This window comes from Enterobacter cloacae complex sp. 370H10 (assembly GCF_050031535.1).
Taxonomy (GTDB): domain Bacteria; phylum Pseudomonadota; class Gammaproteobacteria; order Enterobacterales; family Enterobacteriaceae; genus Enterobacter; species Enterobacter intestinihominis.
This window is the reverse complement of record NZ_JBLGWG010000001.1, coordinates 1,390,702-1,404,642: the sequence shown is the minus strand read 5'-3', so window position 1 is coordinate 1,404,642 and position 13,941 is coordinate 1,390,702. Positions and strand designations below refer to the sequence as shown.

The 13,941-nt window shown below is 57.0% G+C and carries 11 protein-coding genes; 9 read left to right on the top strand and 2 right to left on the bottom strand.

The features are described from left to right. The first annotated feature begins 5 nt into the window (after positions 1-5). The 7 genes from kdpB to potE all read left to right on the top strand — a co-directional run bounded on the left by kdpB (position 6) and on the right by potE (position 10,150). Positions 6-2,054 (top strand): potassium-transporting ATPase subunit KdpB, encoded by a 2,049-nt coding sequence (kdpB, locus tag ACQG2Q_RS06810; RefSeq protein WP_023305699.1) that lies wholly within the window; start codon positions 6-8, stop codon positions 2,052-2,054. A 12-nt stretch (positions 2,055-2,066) separates the two neighbouring features. Next, complete coding sequence (gene kdpC, locus ACQG2Q_RS06805) at positions 2,067-2,642, top strand: potassium-transporting ATPase subunit KdpC (RefSeq protein ID WP_022647452.1); 576 nt, start codon at positions 2,067-2,069, stop codon at positions 2,640-2,642. After that, entirely contained in the window at positions 2,643-5,330 is a 2,688-nt protein-coding gene (gene kdpD, locus ACQG2Q_RS06800) for a two-component system sensor histidine kinase KdpD (protein WP_063850199.1), read from the top strand. It begins immediately after the preceding gene. After that, positions 5,327-6,004 (top strand): two-component system response regulator KdpE, encoded by a 678-nt coding sequence (kdpE, locus tag ACQG2Q_RS06795; RefSeq protein ID WP_063850200.1) that lies wholly within the window; start codon positions 5,327-5,329, stop codon positions 6,002-6,004. Before kdpD ends, kdpE begins: the two co-directional genes overlap by 4 nt. A gap of 278 nt (positions 6,005-6,282) precedes the next feature. Next, entirely contained in the window at positions 6,283-6,387 is a 105-nt protein-coding gene (speFL, locus tag ACQG2Q_RS06790) for a leader peptide SpeFL (RefSeq protein ID WP_003858645.1), read from the top strand. Positions 6,388-6,641: 254 nt separating this feature from the next. Next, a complete protein-coding gene (gene speF / locus ACQG2Q_RS06785; protein ID WP_022647449.1) occupies positions 6,642-8,840 on the top strand; it encodes an ornithine decarboxylase SpeF in 2,199 nt (732 codons plus the stop codon). Then, positions 8,837-10,150: a putrescine-ornithine antiporter gene (gene potE / locus ACQG2Q_RS06780; protein ID WP_022647448.1), complete on the top strand. Its 1,314-nt coding sequence runs from the start codon at positions 8,837-8,839 to the stop codon at positions 10,148-10,150. Before speF ends, potE begins: the two co-directional genes overlap by 4 nt. A 110-nt stretch (positions 10,151-10,260) precedes the next feature. Here potE and pgm read toward each other — a convergent pair whose 3' ends face one another. Continuing rightward, a complete protein-coding gene (pgm, locus tag ACQG2Q_RS06775; protein ID WP_063850201.1) occupies positions 10,261-11,901 on the bottom strand; it encodes a phosphoglucomutase (alpha-D-glucose-1,6-bisphosphate-dependent) in 1,641 nt (546 codons plus the stop codon). Between the two features lie 24 nt (positions 11,902-11,925). Then, entirely contained in the window at positions 11,926-12,471 is a 546-nt protein-coding gene (gene seqA, locus ACQG2Q_RS06770) for a replication initiation negative regulator SeqA (protein ID WP_003858650.1), read from the bottom strand. 183 nt (positions 12,472-12,654) lie between these two features. Here seqA and ybfF point away from each other — a divergent pair, with 183 nt between their 5' ends. Together ybfF and ybfE are read left to right on the top strand one after the other, a co-directional pair. Continuing rightward, positions 12,655-13,428, top strand: coding sequence for an esterase (gene ybfF / locus ACQG2Q_RS06765; RefSeq protein ID WP_022647446.1), 774 nt, complete (start codon positions 12,655-12,657; stop codon positions 13,426-13,428). Between the two features lie 128 nt (positions 13,429-13,556). Beyond that, on the top strand, positions 13,557-13,844 hold the full coding sequence (gene ybfE / locus ACQG2Q_RS06760; RefSeq protein WP_003858652.1) for a LexA regulated protein: 288 nt from the start codon (positions 13,557-13,559) through the stop codon (positions 13,842-13,844). Positions 13,845-13,941 lie beyond the last annotated feature (97 nt).

Genomic DNA, 13,941 nt, shown 5'->3' with positions numbered 1-13,941 from the left:
TTGTCATGAGTCGTAAACAACTGGCCCTGCTCGAACCGACGTTAGTTCGTCAGGCCCTCATGGATGCGGTAAAAAAACTGAGCCCGCGAGTGCAGTGGCACAACCCGGTGATGTTTATTGTCTGGACTGGAAGTTTACTCACCACCGCACTGGCGATTGCCATGGGAACGGGACACCTTTCAGGAAATGCAACCTTTACCGGCGCCATCAGCCTGTGGCTGTGGTTTACCGTGCTGTTCGCCAACTTTGCCGAAGCGCTGGCGGAAGGCCGCAGTAAGGCGCAGGCCAACAGTCTGAAAGGGGTCAAAAAAACCGCCTTTGCGCGCAAATTACGCGAACCTAAATACGGCGCGCAGATGGACCACGTTCCGGCGGATGAACTGCGCAAAGGTGACGTGGTGCTGGTGGAAGCCGGGGACATCATCCCCTGCGACGGGGAGGTAATTGAGGGCGGCGCGTCGGTAGACGAAAGCGCTATTACCGGGGAATCCGCGCCCGTGATCCGTGAGTCGGGCGGAGATTTCGCCTCAGTTACCGGCGGAACGCGCATTCTTTCCGACTGGCTGGTGATCCAGTGCAGCGTTAACCCGGGCGAAACCTTTCTCGACCGGATGATCGCCATGGTGGAAGGCGCACAGCGTCGTAAAACGCCGAACGAGATCGCCCTGACCATTCTGCTGGTGGCGCTCACCATTGTGTTCCTGCTGGCAACGGCGACCCTGTGGCCCTTCTCCGCCTACGGCGGTACAGCGGTCAGCATCACCGTACTGATCGCCCTGCTGGTCTGTCTGATCCCCACCACTATCGGCGGCCTGCTTTCCGCGATTGGCGTGGCGGGGATGAGCCGTATGCTTGGCGCGAACGTCATCGCCACCAGCGGACGCGCCGTTGAAGCGGCGGGTGACGTAGACGTACTGCTGCTGGATAAAACCGGGACCATCACCCTGGGTAATCGTCAGGCCTCTGACTTTTTACCTGCTCCCGGCGTGGATGAAAAAACGCTGGCCGACGCGGCGCAGCTTTCTTCGCTGGCCGATGAGACGCCGGAAGGTCGCAGTATCGTGATCCTCGCCAAGCAGCGCTTTAACCTGCGCCAGCGCGACGTACAAAGCCTGCACGCCACGTTCGTGCCCTTTACGGCGCAAACCCGCATGAGTGGAATTAACATTCAGGACCGAATGATCCGTAAAGGGTCCGTTGATGCCATTCGCCGTCATATTGAAGCCAATAATGGACATTTCCCTCCGGAAGTCGACCATCTGGTGGAAAGCGTAGCGCGTCAGGGGGCAACCCCGCTGGTGGTGGCGGAAGGTGCAAGCGTTCTGGGGGTTATCGCCCTGAAGGATATCGTTAAAGGCGGTATAAAAGAGCGTTTCGCCCAGATGCGTAAGATGGGCATTAAAACGGTGATGATCACCGGGGATAACCGTCTGACTGCGGCGGCCATTGCCGCCGAAGCGGGCGTGGATGATTTCCTTTCCGAAGCGACACCGGAAGCAAAGCTGGCGCTCATTCGCCAGTATCAGGCGGAAGGTCGTCTGGTGGCGATGACCGGCGACGGCACCAACGACGCCCCGGCGCTGGCGCAGGCTGACGTGGCGGTGGCGATGAACTCCGGCACGCAGGCGGCAAAAGAGGCGGGCAACATGGTCGATCTCGACTCGAACCCGACCAAGCTGATCGAAGTGGTGCATATCGGGAAGCAGATGCTGATGACGCGCGGCTCGCTGACCACGTTCAGTATCGCCAACGACGTGGCGAAGTATTTCGCCATAATCCCGGCGGCCTTTGCGGCAACCTATCCGCAGCTGAATGCCCTGAATGTGATGCACCTGCACTCTCCAGCCTCGGCCATTTTGAGCGCGGTGATCTTCAACGCGCTGATTATTGTCTTTCTTATTCCGCTGGCGCTGAAAGGGGTGAGCTATAAGCCACTGACGGCCGCCGCCATGCTGCGCCGTAACCTGTGGATTTACGGTCTGGGTGGGCTGGTGGTGCCCTTTATTGGGATCAAGGTTATCGACATGTTGTTAACGCTGTTCGGGCTGGTTTAAAAGGTGAATCTCATGACGATGTTACGTCCCGCTATACTGTTGTTTATTCTGCTGTCTCTGATTACCGGCGGGCTTTACCCGCTGATGACAACCGCGCTGGGCCAGTGGTGGTTTGAGGACCAGGCCAACGGCTCGCTGATTATCCAGAACGGTGAAAACCGTGGCTCGCGTCTGATTGGGCAAAACTTTACGGACCCGCGCTACTTCCAGGGACGCCCTTCCGCCACTGCGGAAAGCCCGTATAATCCAATGGCCTCCGGCGGCAGCAATCTGGCTGGCAGTAATCCTGACCTGGACAAAGCCGTTGCTGAACGCGTTGCCGCCCTGCGCGCCGCGAATCCGCAGGCCAGCCGTGAGGTGCCGGTTGAGCTGGTCACCGCCTCCGCGAGCGGGCTGGATTACAGCCTGACGCCGGACGCAGCGGCGTGGCAGATCCCACGCGTGGCCGCCGCCCGTCAGCTGACCGTCGAGCAGGTGAGCCAGCTGGTTGCAGAACATACGCAAAAGCCGCTGGTCAGCTTCATCGGCATGCCGGTAGTGAACATTGTTGAGCTGAATCTGGCGCTGGATGCGCTAAGGAAGAACTAAATGACCGAAGAGCCCATGCGCCCGGATCCGGACAGGCTGCTTGAACAAACGGCTGAAGTCCACCGCGGCAAGCTGAAAATTTTCTTCGGCGCCTGCGCGGGCGTCGGGAAAACCTTCGCCATGCTGACGGAAGCCCAGCGGCTTCGGGCGCAGGGGCTTGATATTCTCATCGGCGTGGTGGAAACCCACGGTCGCAAAGAGACGGCGGCGCTGCTGACGGGGCTGGCGACGCAGCCGCCCCAGCGTATCAGCCATCGCGGTCGGCTGGTGACGGAGTTCGATCTTGATGCCGCCCTCGCCCGCCGCCCCGCGCTGATCCTGATGGACGAACTGGCGCACAGCAACGCGCCTGGCTCACGCCACCCGAAGCGCTGGCAGGATGTTGAGGAACTGCTTGAAGCCGGCATCGACGTCTTCACCACGGTGAATGTTCAGCATCTGGAAAGCCTGAACGACGTGGTAAGCGGGGTAACCGGTATCCAGGTGCGGGAAACCGTCCCCGATCCGTTTTTTGATTCTGCTGATGAAGTCGTACTGGTTGACCTGCCGCCGGACGATCTGCGCCAGCGCCTGCACGAAGGCAAGGTGTATATTGCCGGCCAGGCCGAACGCGCCATCGAACATTTTTTCCGCAAAGGAAACCTGATTGCCCTGCGCGAGCTGGCCCTGCGCCGCACCGCCGATCGCGTGGATGACCAGATGCGAGCCTGGCGAGACCTGCAGGGGCGGGAGCGCGTCTGGCACACGCGTGACGCCATTCTGTTATGCATTGGTCACGGCAGCGGCAATGAAAAACTGGTCCGCACCGCCGCCCGGCTTGCGGCGAAGTTTGGCAGCGTCTGGCACGCGGTGTATGTCGAAACGCCACAGCTTCACGGCCTGCCGGAAAATCAGCGTCGCGCCATTTTGAGTGCGCTGCGGCTGGCGCAGGAGCTGGGTGCCGAAACCGCAACCCTGTCCGATCCGCAGGAAGATAAAGCCATTCTGCGCTACGCGCGCGAGCATAACCTGGGCAAGATTGTCATTGGACGTCGCCAGCATCGCCGCTGGTTTAGCCGCGAATCTTTTGCCGACAGGCTGGCACGCCGCGCGCCGGATCTGGATTTAGTCATCGTCGCGCTGGATGACAAGCCCGCCCCCCTGCCCGGCCGTACGCCGGACGCACGCACCTTTGGCGATAAATGGCGCGTCCAGATCCGGGGCTGCCTCGTGGCCGTGGTCCTTTGCGCCCTGATTACGGTGATTGCCAGCCAGTGGCTAATCGCCTTCGATGCCGCCAATCTGGTCATGATTTATCTGCTGGGCGTCGTTGTGGTCGCGCTCTTTTATGGCCGCTGGCCGTCGGTGCTGGCAACGGTGATCAACGTCATCAGCTTCGACCTCTTTTTTATCGCTCCGCGCGGGACGCTTGCTGTCTCGGACGTGCAGTACATTCTGACCTTTGCCGTGATGCTTACCGTCGGGCTGGTGATCGGGAATCTGACGGCAGGCGTGCGCTACCAGGCACGCATTGCCCGCTATCGCGAGCAGCGCACCCGCCATCTGTATGAGATGTCAAAATCGCTGGCGGTCGGCCGCACGCAGCAGGATATCGTCCAGACCAGCGAGCAGTTTATCCGTTCGACCTTTCATGCCAGTAACCTGATTTTGCTCCCCGACGAGCAGGGGCGCCTTCGCCCGCTGACCTCCCCTTCGGGGATGACGCCCTGGGATGAAGCGATTGCCCGCTGGAGCTTTGATAAGGGTTTACCTGCCGGTGCCGGCACCGACACTCTGCCCGGGGTGCCTTACCAGATCCTGCCGCTGCGCAGCGCGGATAAAAATCACGGGCTGGTCATCGTCGAGCCGTCTAACCTGCGTCAGCTGATGATCCCCGAGCAGCAGCGCCTGCTGGAAACCTTCACCCTGCTGGTCGCCAGCGCCCTTGAACGGCTGGCGCTCACCGCCAGCGAAGAGCAGGCGCGGCTGGCAAGCGAGCGCGAAAGTATTCGCAATTCGCTGCTGGCAGCGCTGTCTCACGATTTGCGCACCCCGCTTACCGTGCTGTTTGGCCAGTCCGAAATTCTGACGCTGGATCTGGCGGCGGAGGGATCAAAACATGCGATGCAGGCCAGCGAAATTCGTCAGCACGTGCTAAATACCACGCGTCTGGTGAACAACCTGCTGGACATGGCGCGCATTCAGTCCGGCGGGTTTAACCTCAAAAAAGAGTGGCTCACCCTTGAGGAGGTTGTCGGCAGTGCGCTGAAGATGCTGGAGCCGGGTCTCGGCGGGCGCCATATCGAGCTGGACATGCCGGAACCCCTGACGTTAATCCATGTGGATGGCCCGCTGTTTGAGCGCGTGCTGATTAATCTTCTGGAAAATGCCGCTAAATACGCCGGGGCAAAGGCCCGGCTGGGGATTGCTGCCAGGGTAGATAAACGTGTGCTGCGGCTCGATGTCTGGGATACCGGGCCGGGTATTCCGGCCGGCCAGGAGCGCGCCATATTCGAAAAATTTGCGCGCGGTAATAAGGAATCTGCCATTCCGGGCGTCGGGCTGGGGCTGGCGATCTGCCAGGCGATTGTTGACGTGCATGGCGGCACCATTTCCGCAGAGAACCGCCCGGAAGGTGGGGCACGCTTTTGTGTTACACTTCCTCTTGAAACTCCACCAGAACTTGATGAATTACCAGAGGATTTGTGATTAACGTTCTGATTGTTGAAGATGAGCTCGCTATCAGCCGATTTCTGCGTACCGCGCTGGAAGGCGACGGTTTGCGCGTTCATGAAGCCGGAACGCTTCAACGGGGGTTAATTGAAGCCGCCACCCGCAAGCCAGATCTGGTGATCCTGGATCTGGGACTTCCGGATGGCGACGGCATCGATTTTATTCGTGAGGTGCGTCAGTGGAGCCAGATGCCCATTCTGGTGCTCTCTGCCCGCACCGAAGAGACGGATAAAATCGCCGCGCTGGATGCCGGAGCGGATGATTATCTGATCAAACCGTTTGGCATTGGCGAGTTACAGGCCCGGCTTCGTGTGGCGCTGCGTCGACACAGTGCCACGTCCCCTTCTGAACCGGTGTACGTCTTTGGCGATATCCGCGTCGATCTTGCCGCCCGCCGCATCGTGCGAGGGGAAGAAGAGATCCACCTTACGCCTATCGAGTTTCGTCTGCTGGCCGTGTTGCTCAGTAACCACGGAAAAGTGTTAACGCAGCGACAGCTGTTAAGCCAGGTCTGGGGACCGAATGCTGTCGAACATAGTCACTATTTACGCATTTATATGGGACACCTTCGCCAGAAACTTGAAGCCGATCCCGCGCGTCCTCGTCATTTATTAACAGAAACCGGTATCGGATATCGGTTTATGATCTGAATAAGTATTCACTTTAATTTTAAATATAAAACACACCAGCCTTAATATAGCCATGAAAATAACGATGAGTTTATTTTCATGCCTATATTCGCCCTCACTAAACATAATTAGAACACCAATTTAACACCAAACCAACAAAACAGCATTTTGATCTGCGTTATTCACTCAAAACGACTAATTATTTCTGAAATGATCGGTTATTGGTGATCTGTTTCACAGTTAATCCCTTTTCCCTGGATAAAATGACCGTGCTTTCAATTACTGAAAGGAAAATGAACATGGAAAACAATAATCGTTTAATGCCCCATATAAGGCGGACAACACATATCATGATGTTTGCCCACCGAAACTGTTTTGACTTTCATCTCTTTAACGCCCGGTAGTCCTTCGACTTCTGGCGCATCTGCTTACAGGTTATCCTGAAAAACGCTATTTTACAGGCTGTTGCCTGTGAACACCTGCGCTCATTCCTTGTGATTCAGATTCTCCGCAACCGGGCGGACTGAATTCTACTCAGCAAAAAAGCAATTAACTGATTTCGTATCAGCGGACACGCTTTGCTTTTTTTCCGGAAAAAATCGATTTCTTTACCGCAAGAAGTCGAGGGACCCATATTGCCTGAAATAAAGAGATAAAGATGAAAACGTTAAAAATTGCCGTCAGCCGTGCCTGCCCTGAATGCTTTACCACTTCGCGCGAGATCGTGGATATCACCGCATCGGATTATATTGATGTGGCAGCCGTGGTTCTGGCCGTCAGTGATATTTTCAATGGCGCCATAGAAGAAATAGAAGCCACGGGATTCGGTATTCCGGTGTTTATTGCCACGCATAAAGAAGAAAGGGTTCCGGCTGAATTTTTGTCGCGTATTCACGGCGTTTTTGAGTACTCCGACACCAGCAATGCGTACTACGGACGCCAGCTTGAAGCGGCTGCGCAGAAGTACGAAACCCAGCTCCGTCCGCCGTTCTTCCGCGCGCTGGTCGATTACGTCCAGCAGGGGAACAGCGCGTTTGACTGCCCCGGACATCAGGGAGGTCAGTTCTTCCGCCGCCATCCGGCCGGAAACCAGTTTGTCGATTTCTTTGGCGAAACGCTTTTCCGCGCCGATCTGTGCAATGCCGACGTGGCAATGGGCGATCTGCTGATCCATGAAGGTGCGCCATGCATCGCCCAACAGCATGCGGCAAAAGTCTTTAATGCGGATAAAACCTACTTCGTGCTGAACGGCACCTCCTCTTCCAATAAGGTGGTGCTCAATGCCCTGCTCACGCCAGGCGATCTGGTGCTGTTCGATCGCAATAACCATAAATCTAACCACCACGGGGCGCTGTTACAGGCGGGAGCGACGCCGGTGTATCTGGAAACAGCGCGCAACCCGTACGGGTTTATCGGCGGTATTGACGCACACTGTTTCGACGAGAGTTACCTGCGGGAACTGGTGTCAGAGGTCGCGCCTGGTCGCGCGCGGGATGAACGTCCCTTCCGTCTGGCGGTGATCCAGCTGGGCACCTACGACGGTACCATTTATAACGCCCGTCAGGTGGTGGATAAGATTGGTCACCTGTGCGATTACATCCTGTTTGACTCCGCCTGGGTGGGTTACGAGCAGTTTATCCCGATGATGGCCGACTGCTCGCCGCTGCTGCTGGAGCTGAACGAAAACGATCCGGGCATTCTGGTGACCCAGTCGGTGCATAAGCAGCAGGCGGGCTTCTCGCAAACCTCGCAAATCCATAAGAAGGACAGCCACATAAAAGGCCAGCCGCGCTATGTACCGCATAAGCGCCTCAACAACGCCTTTATGATGCACGCCTCCACCAGCCCGTTTTATCCGCTGTTTGCCGCCCTGGATATCAACGCCCGCATGCACGAGGGGCAAAGTGGGCGCAACATGTGGATGGACTGCGTGGTGACGGGTATTGAAGCGCGGAAACTGATCCTTCAGAACTGTCAGTTTATTCGTCCGTTCGTGCCGGAGACGGTGGATGGCCGTCCGTGGGAAAGCTGGGATACGGCGGAGATCGCCACCGATCTGCGCTTCTTCCATTTCGTTCCGGGCGAACGCTGGCACGCCTTTGAGGGATATGCCGAGCATCAGTATTTTATTGATCCCTGCAAACTGCTGCTGACCACGCCAGGCATCAACGCCCGCACCGGCGAGTATGATGATTTCGGCGTGCCCGCCACCATCCTCGCCAACTTCCTGCGTGAAAACGGCATCGTGCCGGAAAAATGCGACCTCAATTCCATTCTGTTCCTGCTCACCCCGGCGGAGGACATGGGCAAATTGCAGCAGCTCGTCGCCCAGCTGGTGCGCTTCGAAAAACTGCTCCAGAGCGATGTGCCGCTGAAAGAGGTTCTGCCCTCTCTTTATAAGCAACATCCGGAACGTTATGCGGATTATTCCCTGCGTCAGATTTGTCAGGAGATGCACGACCTCTACGCCCGCCATAACGTGAAGCAGTTGCAGAAAGAGATGTTCCGCAAGTCTCACTTCCCGCGCGTCATGATGAACCCGCAGGAGGCGAACTATGCCTATCTGCGCGGTGAGGTCGAGCTGGTGTCACTGCGCGACGCGGAAGGCCGTATCGCCGCGGAAGGCGCGCTGCCTTACCCACCGGGGGTGTTGTGCGTGGTTCCGGGGGAAGTCTGGGGCGGTTCCGTGCTGCGCTATTTCGCCGCGCTGGAAGACGGGATCAATCTGCTGCCGGGCTTCGCGCCGGAGTTACAGGGGGTTTACGTCGAGGAGTGTGACGGGCGCAAACAGGTGCGCTGCTACGTCATTAAACAACCCGCCGCTCAGCCGTCTCTGCTGAAAGGAGAAAAATTATGAGTAAGTCCAACAAGATGGGCGTGGTACAACTCACTATCCTCACCATGGTGAATATGATGGGGTCCGGGATCATCATGCTGCCCACCAAGCTCGCTGAAGTGGGGACGATTTCGATTATCTCCTGGCTGGTAACGGCAGTCGGCTCAATGGCGCTGGCGTGGGCGTTTGCCAAGTGCGGGATGTTCAGCCGTAAGTCTGGCGGCATGGGCGGCTATGCCGAATATGCGTTTGGTAAGTCCGGTAACTTTATGGCCAACTATACCTACGGCGTGTCGCTGCTGATCGCCAACGTGGCGATTGCCATCTCCGCTGTCGGTTACGGTACGGAGCTGTTTGGCGCGACGCTGACCCCGGTGCAGATTGGGCTGGCGACCATCGGCGTGCTGTGGATCTGCACCGTCGCCAACTTTGGCGGCGCGCGCATCACCGGACAACTCAGCAGCATCACCGTCTGGGGCGTGATCATTCCGGTAGTCGGTCTGTGCATCATCGGCTGGTTCTGGTTCAGCCCGACGCTGTACGCCAATTCCTGGAACCCGCACCACGTGCCGTTCTTTACCGCCGTGGGATCGTCCATCGCCATGACGCTATGGGCTTTCCTCGGGCTGGAGTCAGCCTGTGCGAATGCGGAAGTGGTGGAAAACCCGGAAAAGAACGTGCCGATCGCGGTACTCGGCGGGACGCTGGGGGCGGCGGTGATCTATATCGTCTCAACCAACGTGATTGCGGGAATTGTGCCCAACATGGATCTCGCCAACTCCACGGCGCCGTTCGGGCTGGCGTTTGCGCAGATGTTTACGCCAGAGGTAGGGAAAGTGATCATGGGACTGATGGTGATGTCCTGCTGCGGCTCGCTGCTGGGCTGGCAGTTCACCATCGCCCAGGTATTCAAATCCTCCGCTGACGAAGGTTATTTCCCGAAAATCTTCTCCCGCGTCACCAAAGCGGATGCGCCGGTACAGGGTATGCTGGCGATTGTGATTTTCCAGAGCGGTTTGTCGCTGATGACCATCAGCCCGTCACTGAACAGCCAGTTTAACGTGCTGGTCAACCTGGCGGTGGTGACGAACATCATTCCGTACATTCTGTCGATGGCGGCACTGGTGATTATTCAGAAGGTGGCGAAGGTGGATCCGCGCAAAGCCCGGGCGGCCAATATCGTGGCGCTGATTGGGGCGATTTACAGCTTCTATGCGCTCTACTCGTCCGGTCAGGAGGCGATGCTGTATGGTGCGATGGTGACCTTTATGGGCTGGACGCTGTACGGTCTGGTATCGCCGAGATTTGAACTGAAGAATAAGCATAGTTAAAAAAGAAGCCCGGTGGCGCTAACGCTTACCGGGCCTACGAGATCACTGTTTTCTCCCTCTCCCTGTGGGAGAGGGTCGGGGTGAGGGCATCAGCCCGCACCAGACACCATTTACGCGTTTTTCAGCACTTCGCTGACAATCTCTACCGCTTCTTTCTCAATCTGCTGGCGGTGCTCAGCGCCGAGGAAGCTTTCGCAATAGATTTTGTACGCATCTTCCGTACCGGATGGACGCGCGGCGAACCAGCCGTTTTCGGTCATCACTTTCAGGCCGCCGATGGATGCGCCGTTACCCGGTGCCGCCGTCAGACGCGCGGTGATCGGGTCACCAGCCAGGGTACTGGCACTGACCATCTCCGGAGAGAGTTTTGACAGAGCTGCTTTTTGCGCAGACGTGGCGCCAGCCTGAATACGGTTATAGCTTGGCGCACCAAAGCGTGCTGCCAGGTCGTTGTAATGTTCCTGCGGGTTCTTACCGGTAACCGCGGTGATTTCCGCCGCCAGCAGGCACATTATGATGCCGTCTTTATCGGTTGACCATGGGGTGCCGTCGAAGCGCAGGAAGGATGCCCCCGCGCTCTCTTCACCGCCAAAGCCGAAGCTGCCGTCGTGCAGACCGTCAACAAACCACTTGAAGCCCACCGGCACTTCCACCAGTTTGCGGCCCAGCGCATCGACCACACGGTCAATCATGGCGGAAGAGACCAGCGTTTTACCCACCGCAACCTCTTTGCCCCACTGCGGACGGTGCTGGAAGAGATAGTTAATCGCAACAGCCAGGTAGTGGTTCGGGTTCATCAGCCCGGCAGGGGTGACGATACCGTGGCGGTCGTAGTCCGGGTCGTTGGCAAACGCCAGATCGAACTTGTCGCGCAGCGCCAGCAGGCCCGCCATTGCGCATTCGGAGGAGCAGTCCATACGGATCGCGCCGTCTTTGTCCAGGTGCATAAAGCGGAAGGTCTGATCGACGTGATCGTTCACGATGGTCAGATCCAGCTTGTAGTGCTCGGCAATGCGTTTCCAGTATTCAATACCGGAGCCGCCCAGCGGATCCACGCCCAGCTTCAGACCGGCTTTCTGGATAGCGGCCATATCGACGATATCCGCCAGCCCTTCCACGAACGGCTGCACCAGATCCTGCTCTTTCACGTGGCCGGACGCCATGGCTTCATCCAGCGAGATGCGCTTCACGCCGTTCAGACCGTTAGCCAGTAACGCGTTGGCGCGATCTTCCACCACTTTCGTGACGTTGGTATCCGCCGGGCCACCGTTAGGTGGGTTGTACTTGATGCCGCCATCTTCCGGTGGGTTGTGGGACGGGGTGATCACAATACCGTCCGCCTGCGCGCCACCTTTTTTGTTATGTACCAGAATAGCGTTAGAAACCGCAGGCGTTGGCGTGAAACCGTTGTTCTCCTGAACAATCACGTCTACGCCGTTTGCCGCCAGTACTTCCAGCACGGAGATAAAGGCAGGTTCAGACAGGGCGTGGGTATCTTTCCCAACATAGCACGGACCGGTGACGCCATTTTTGGCGCGCTCTTCCGCGATGGCCTGAGCAATGGCCAGAATGTGCGGTTCGTTAAAGCTATGGCGCGCCGCGCTGCCGCGGTGGCCAGATGTACCAAACTTCACTGCGTGTTCTGCGTTGCCCACCACCGGCTTCAGCACGTAGTACTGCACGGTCAGTTGAGCGACGTTAATCAAATCGCGTTGTTGTGCAGGTTGTCCTGCACGGCTGTGATTTGCCATTGCCTGGTCCTTCTGATGCAAGGGTTAAATTGTACCGCAAACCTTTTCGATCAATTCCGCCGGGAACTGCATGGACTGCATGATATGTTCGATCATGCTGCACTTGCGGCCCGTATTGGTATTGGTGATCACCCAGTATGGCGTACCGGGAACATGTTTGGGTTTGGTTTGGTTGCCATTTTGCAGCAGGGTCTGCTCGTCACCTGCGAAGTAAACGCGCGTGCGACCGTGCAGCGACTCTGTCGCTTCTGCAAATGCGTTGTTATCCAGTGAGTAAAGTGTAGACAGCACCAGCATAAAGCGGTTAACCGCCTTTTTCTGCTCTGCATATTCATCGGACAGCAGCAGCTCGCGCATCGCGCGCACTTTGTCTTTTGCCGGCATGACGGCAGGTTTTACTTGTGCAACAACGCTCGGCTGAGACACGACATCTTTAGTGACAGGAGTGGGCTGTGAGGCGGCGGAAATTTTAAGCATGCGCCGTAAAATGTCGGACGCGCTCTCCCCAATATGCCGCGTCTGGCTGGCAATATACTGATAGAGTTCGTCATCAACTTCGATTGTTTTCATCTTAATCCAGTGCGATATCTTATCTGAATACAAGTCGTTGAGATTATAAGGTCTAATCCCAACAGCGGATAGCGTCAAACCAGGTTGGCGGCAAAAGTCAGATTAAACTGGATCCTTGCCCCCGGGCGGCAGAATGGTCAACATGATACCCTAACCTGACAAACCTAAAAAAAGAACTTTGCCATGAAATTGAATACCCGAGCGCAAACTGCACAATCGCCGAACAATAATTCTCCCATCGTACTGGTTCACGGCCTGTTTGGTAGTCTGGATAACCTGGGCGTGCTGGCGCGCGATTTAGTGACCGATCACGAGATCCTCCAGGTTGATATGCGCAATCACGGTCTTTCAGGGCGCTCTGAGGAGATGACCTACGCAGCCATGGCGCAGGATCTGCGTGACACCCTCGATGCGAATAATATCCAGAAAGCGACGCTCATCGGGCATTCAATGGGCGGTAAAGCGGTGATGGCGCTTACAGCGCTGGCCCCTGAGCGAATTTCCGGTCTGGTGGTCATTGACGTTGCGCCCGTCAATTACGACGTTCGCCGTCACGATGAGATTTTCGCTGCGATCAATGCTGTGACAGAGTCAGGCGTCTCCACACGCCAGCAGGCGGCAGCCGTTATGCGCGAGCATCTCGATGAAGAAGGCGTGGTCCAGTTCCTGCTGAAATCCTTTGTTGACGGACAATGGCGCTTTAACGTCCCGGTACTGTGGGATCAGTATTCGCATATTGTGGGGTGGGAAAATGTCCCCGCCTGGCCGCACCCTACCCTCTTTATTCGCGGCGGCAACTCCCCTTACGTCACTGACGCGTACCGTGACACGCTGCTGGCGCAATTTCCGCAGGCTCGCGCTCACGTCATCGCCGGTGCCGGGCACTGGGTCCACGCGGAAAAACCGGATGCGGTCCTGCGCGCCATTCGCCGCTATCTTACTGATACAGCGAATTGATTAAAAAGCCAGCGACCGGAAGACGACGGGCTTCCAGTCGTTGGCGTGTGGATTTGGGTGATGTATGATGGCGCGCTTATCGCCCGGGCATTAGCAGGGCGGCGTGTTTCCCCCGAAGTCTCAGAATCATGGCCAAAGAACAAACGGACCGTACGACACTAGATCTGTTCGCGAATGAGCGTCGACCGGGACGACCGAAAACGAATCCGCTTTCGCGCGATGAACAGCTGCGTATCAATAAACGCAACCAGCTTAAACGCGATAAAAATCGTGGGCTTAAGCGTGTCGAACTCAAGCTGAATGCCGATGCCGTCGATGCGCTTAACGAGTTAGCTGACGCGCGCAACATCAGCCGCAGCGAACTGATCGAAGAGATGCTGATCGCCCAGCTTGAGACGTTACGCGGCAAGGCGTGAGTCAGAAAATCCCCAATATTACCTTTTTCATGTAGCACAGAGTGCAGTCCTGCGTGATAGCTGTTTCCGCAGGGTTGCCTGTTCTGCTATTATTGCC

Coding starts and splice junctions, on each gene's coding strand:
- ybfF (WP_022647446.1), top strand. CDS start 12,655: ATGAAATTGAATACCCGAGCGCAAACTGCACAATCGCCGAACAATAAT.
- kdpB (WP_023305699.1), top strand. CDS start 6: ATGAGTCGTAAACAACTGGCCCTGCTCGAACCGACGTTAGTTCGTCAG.
- kdpC (WP_022647452.1), top strand. CDS start 2,067: ATGACGATGTTACGTCCCGCTATACTGTTGTTTATTCTGCTGTCTCTG.
- pgm (WP_063850201.1), bottom strand. CDS start 11,901: ATGGCAAATCACAGCCGTGCAGGACAACCTGCACAACAACGCGATTTG.
- seqA (WP_003858650.1), bottom strand. CDS start 12,471: ATGAAAACAATCGAAGTTGATGACGAACTCTATCAGTATATTGCCAGC.
- ybfE (WP_003858652.1), top strand. CDS start 13,557: ATGGCCAAAGAACAAACGGACCGTACGACACTAGATCTGTTCGCGAAT.
- potE (WP_022647448.1), top strand. CDS start 8,837: ATGAGTAAGTCCAACAAGATGGGCGTGGTACAACTCACTATCCTCACC.
- speFL (WP_003858645.1), top strand. CDS start 6,283: ATGGAAAACAATAATCGTTTAATGCCCCATATAAGGCGGACAACACAT.
- kdpD (WP_063850199.1), top strand. CDS start 2,643: ATGACCGAAGAGCCCATGCGCCCGGATCCGGACAGGCTGCTTGAACAA.
- speF (WP_022647449.1), top strand. CDS start 6,642: ATGAAAACGTTAAAAATTGCCGTCAGCCGTGCCTGCCCTGAATGCTTT.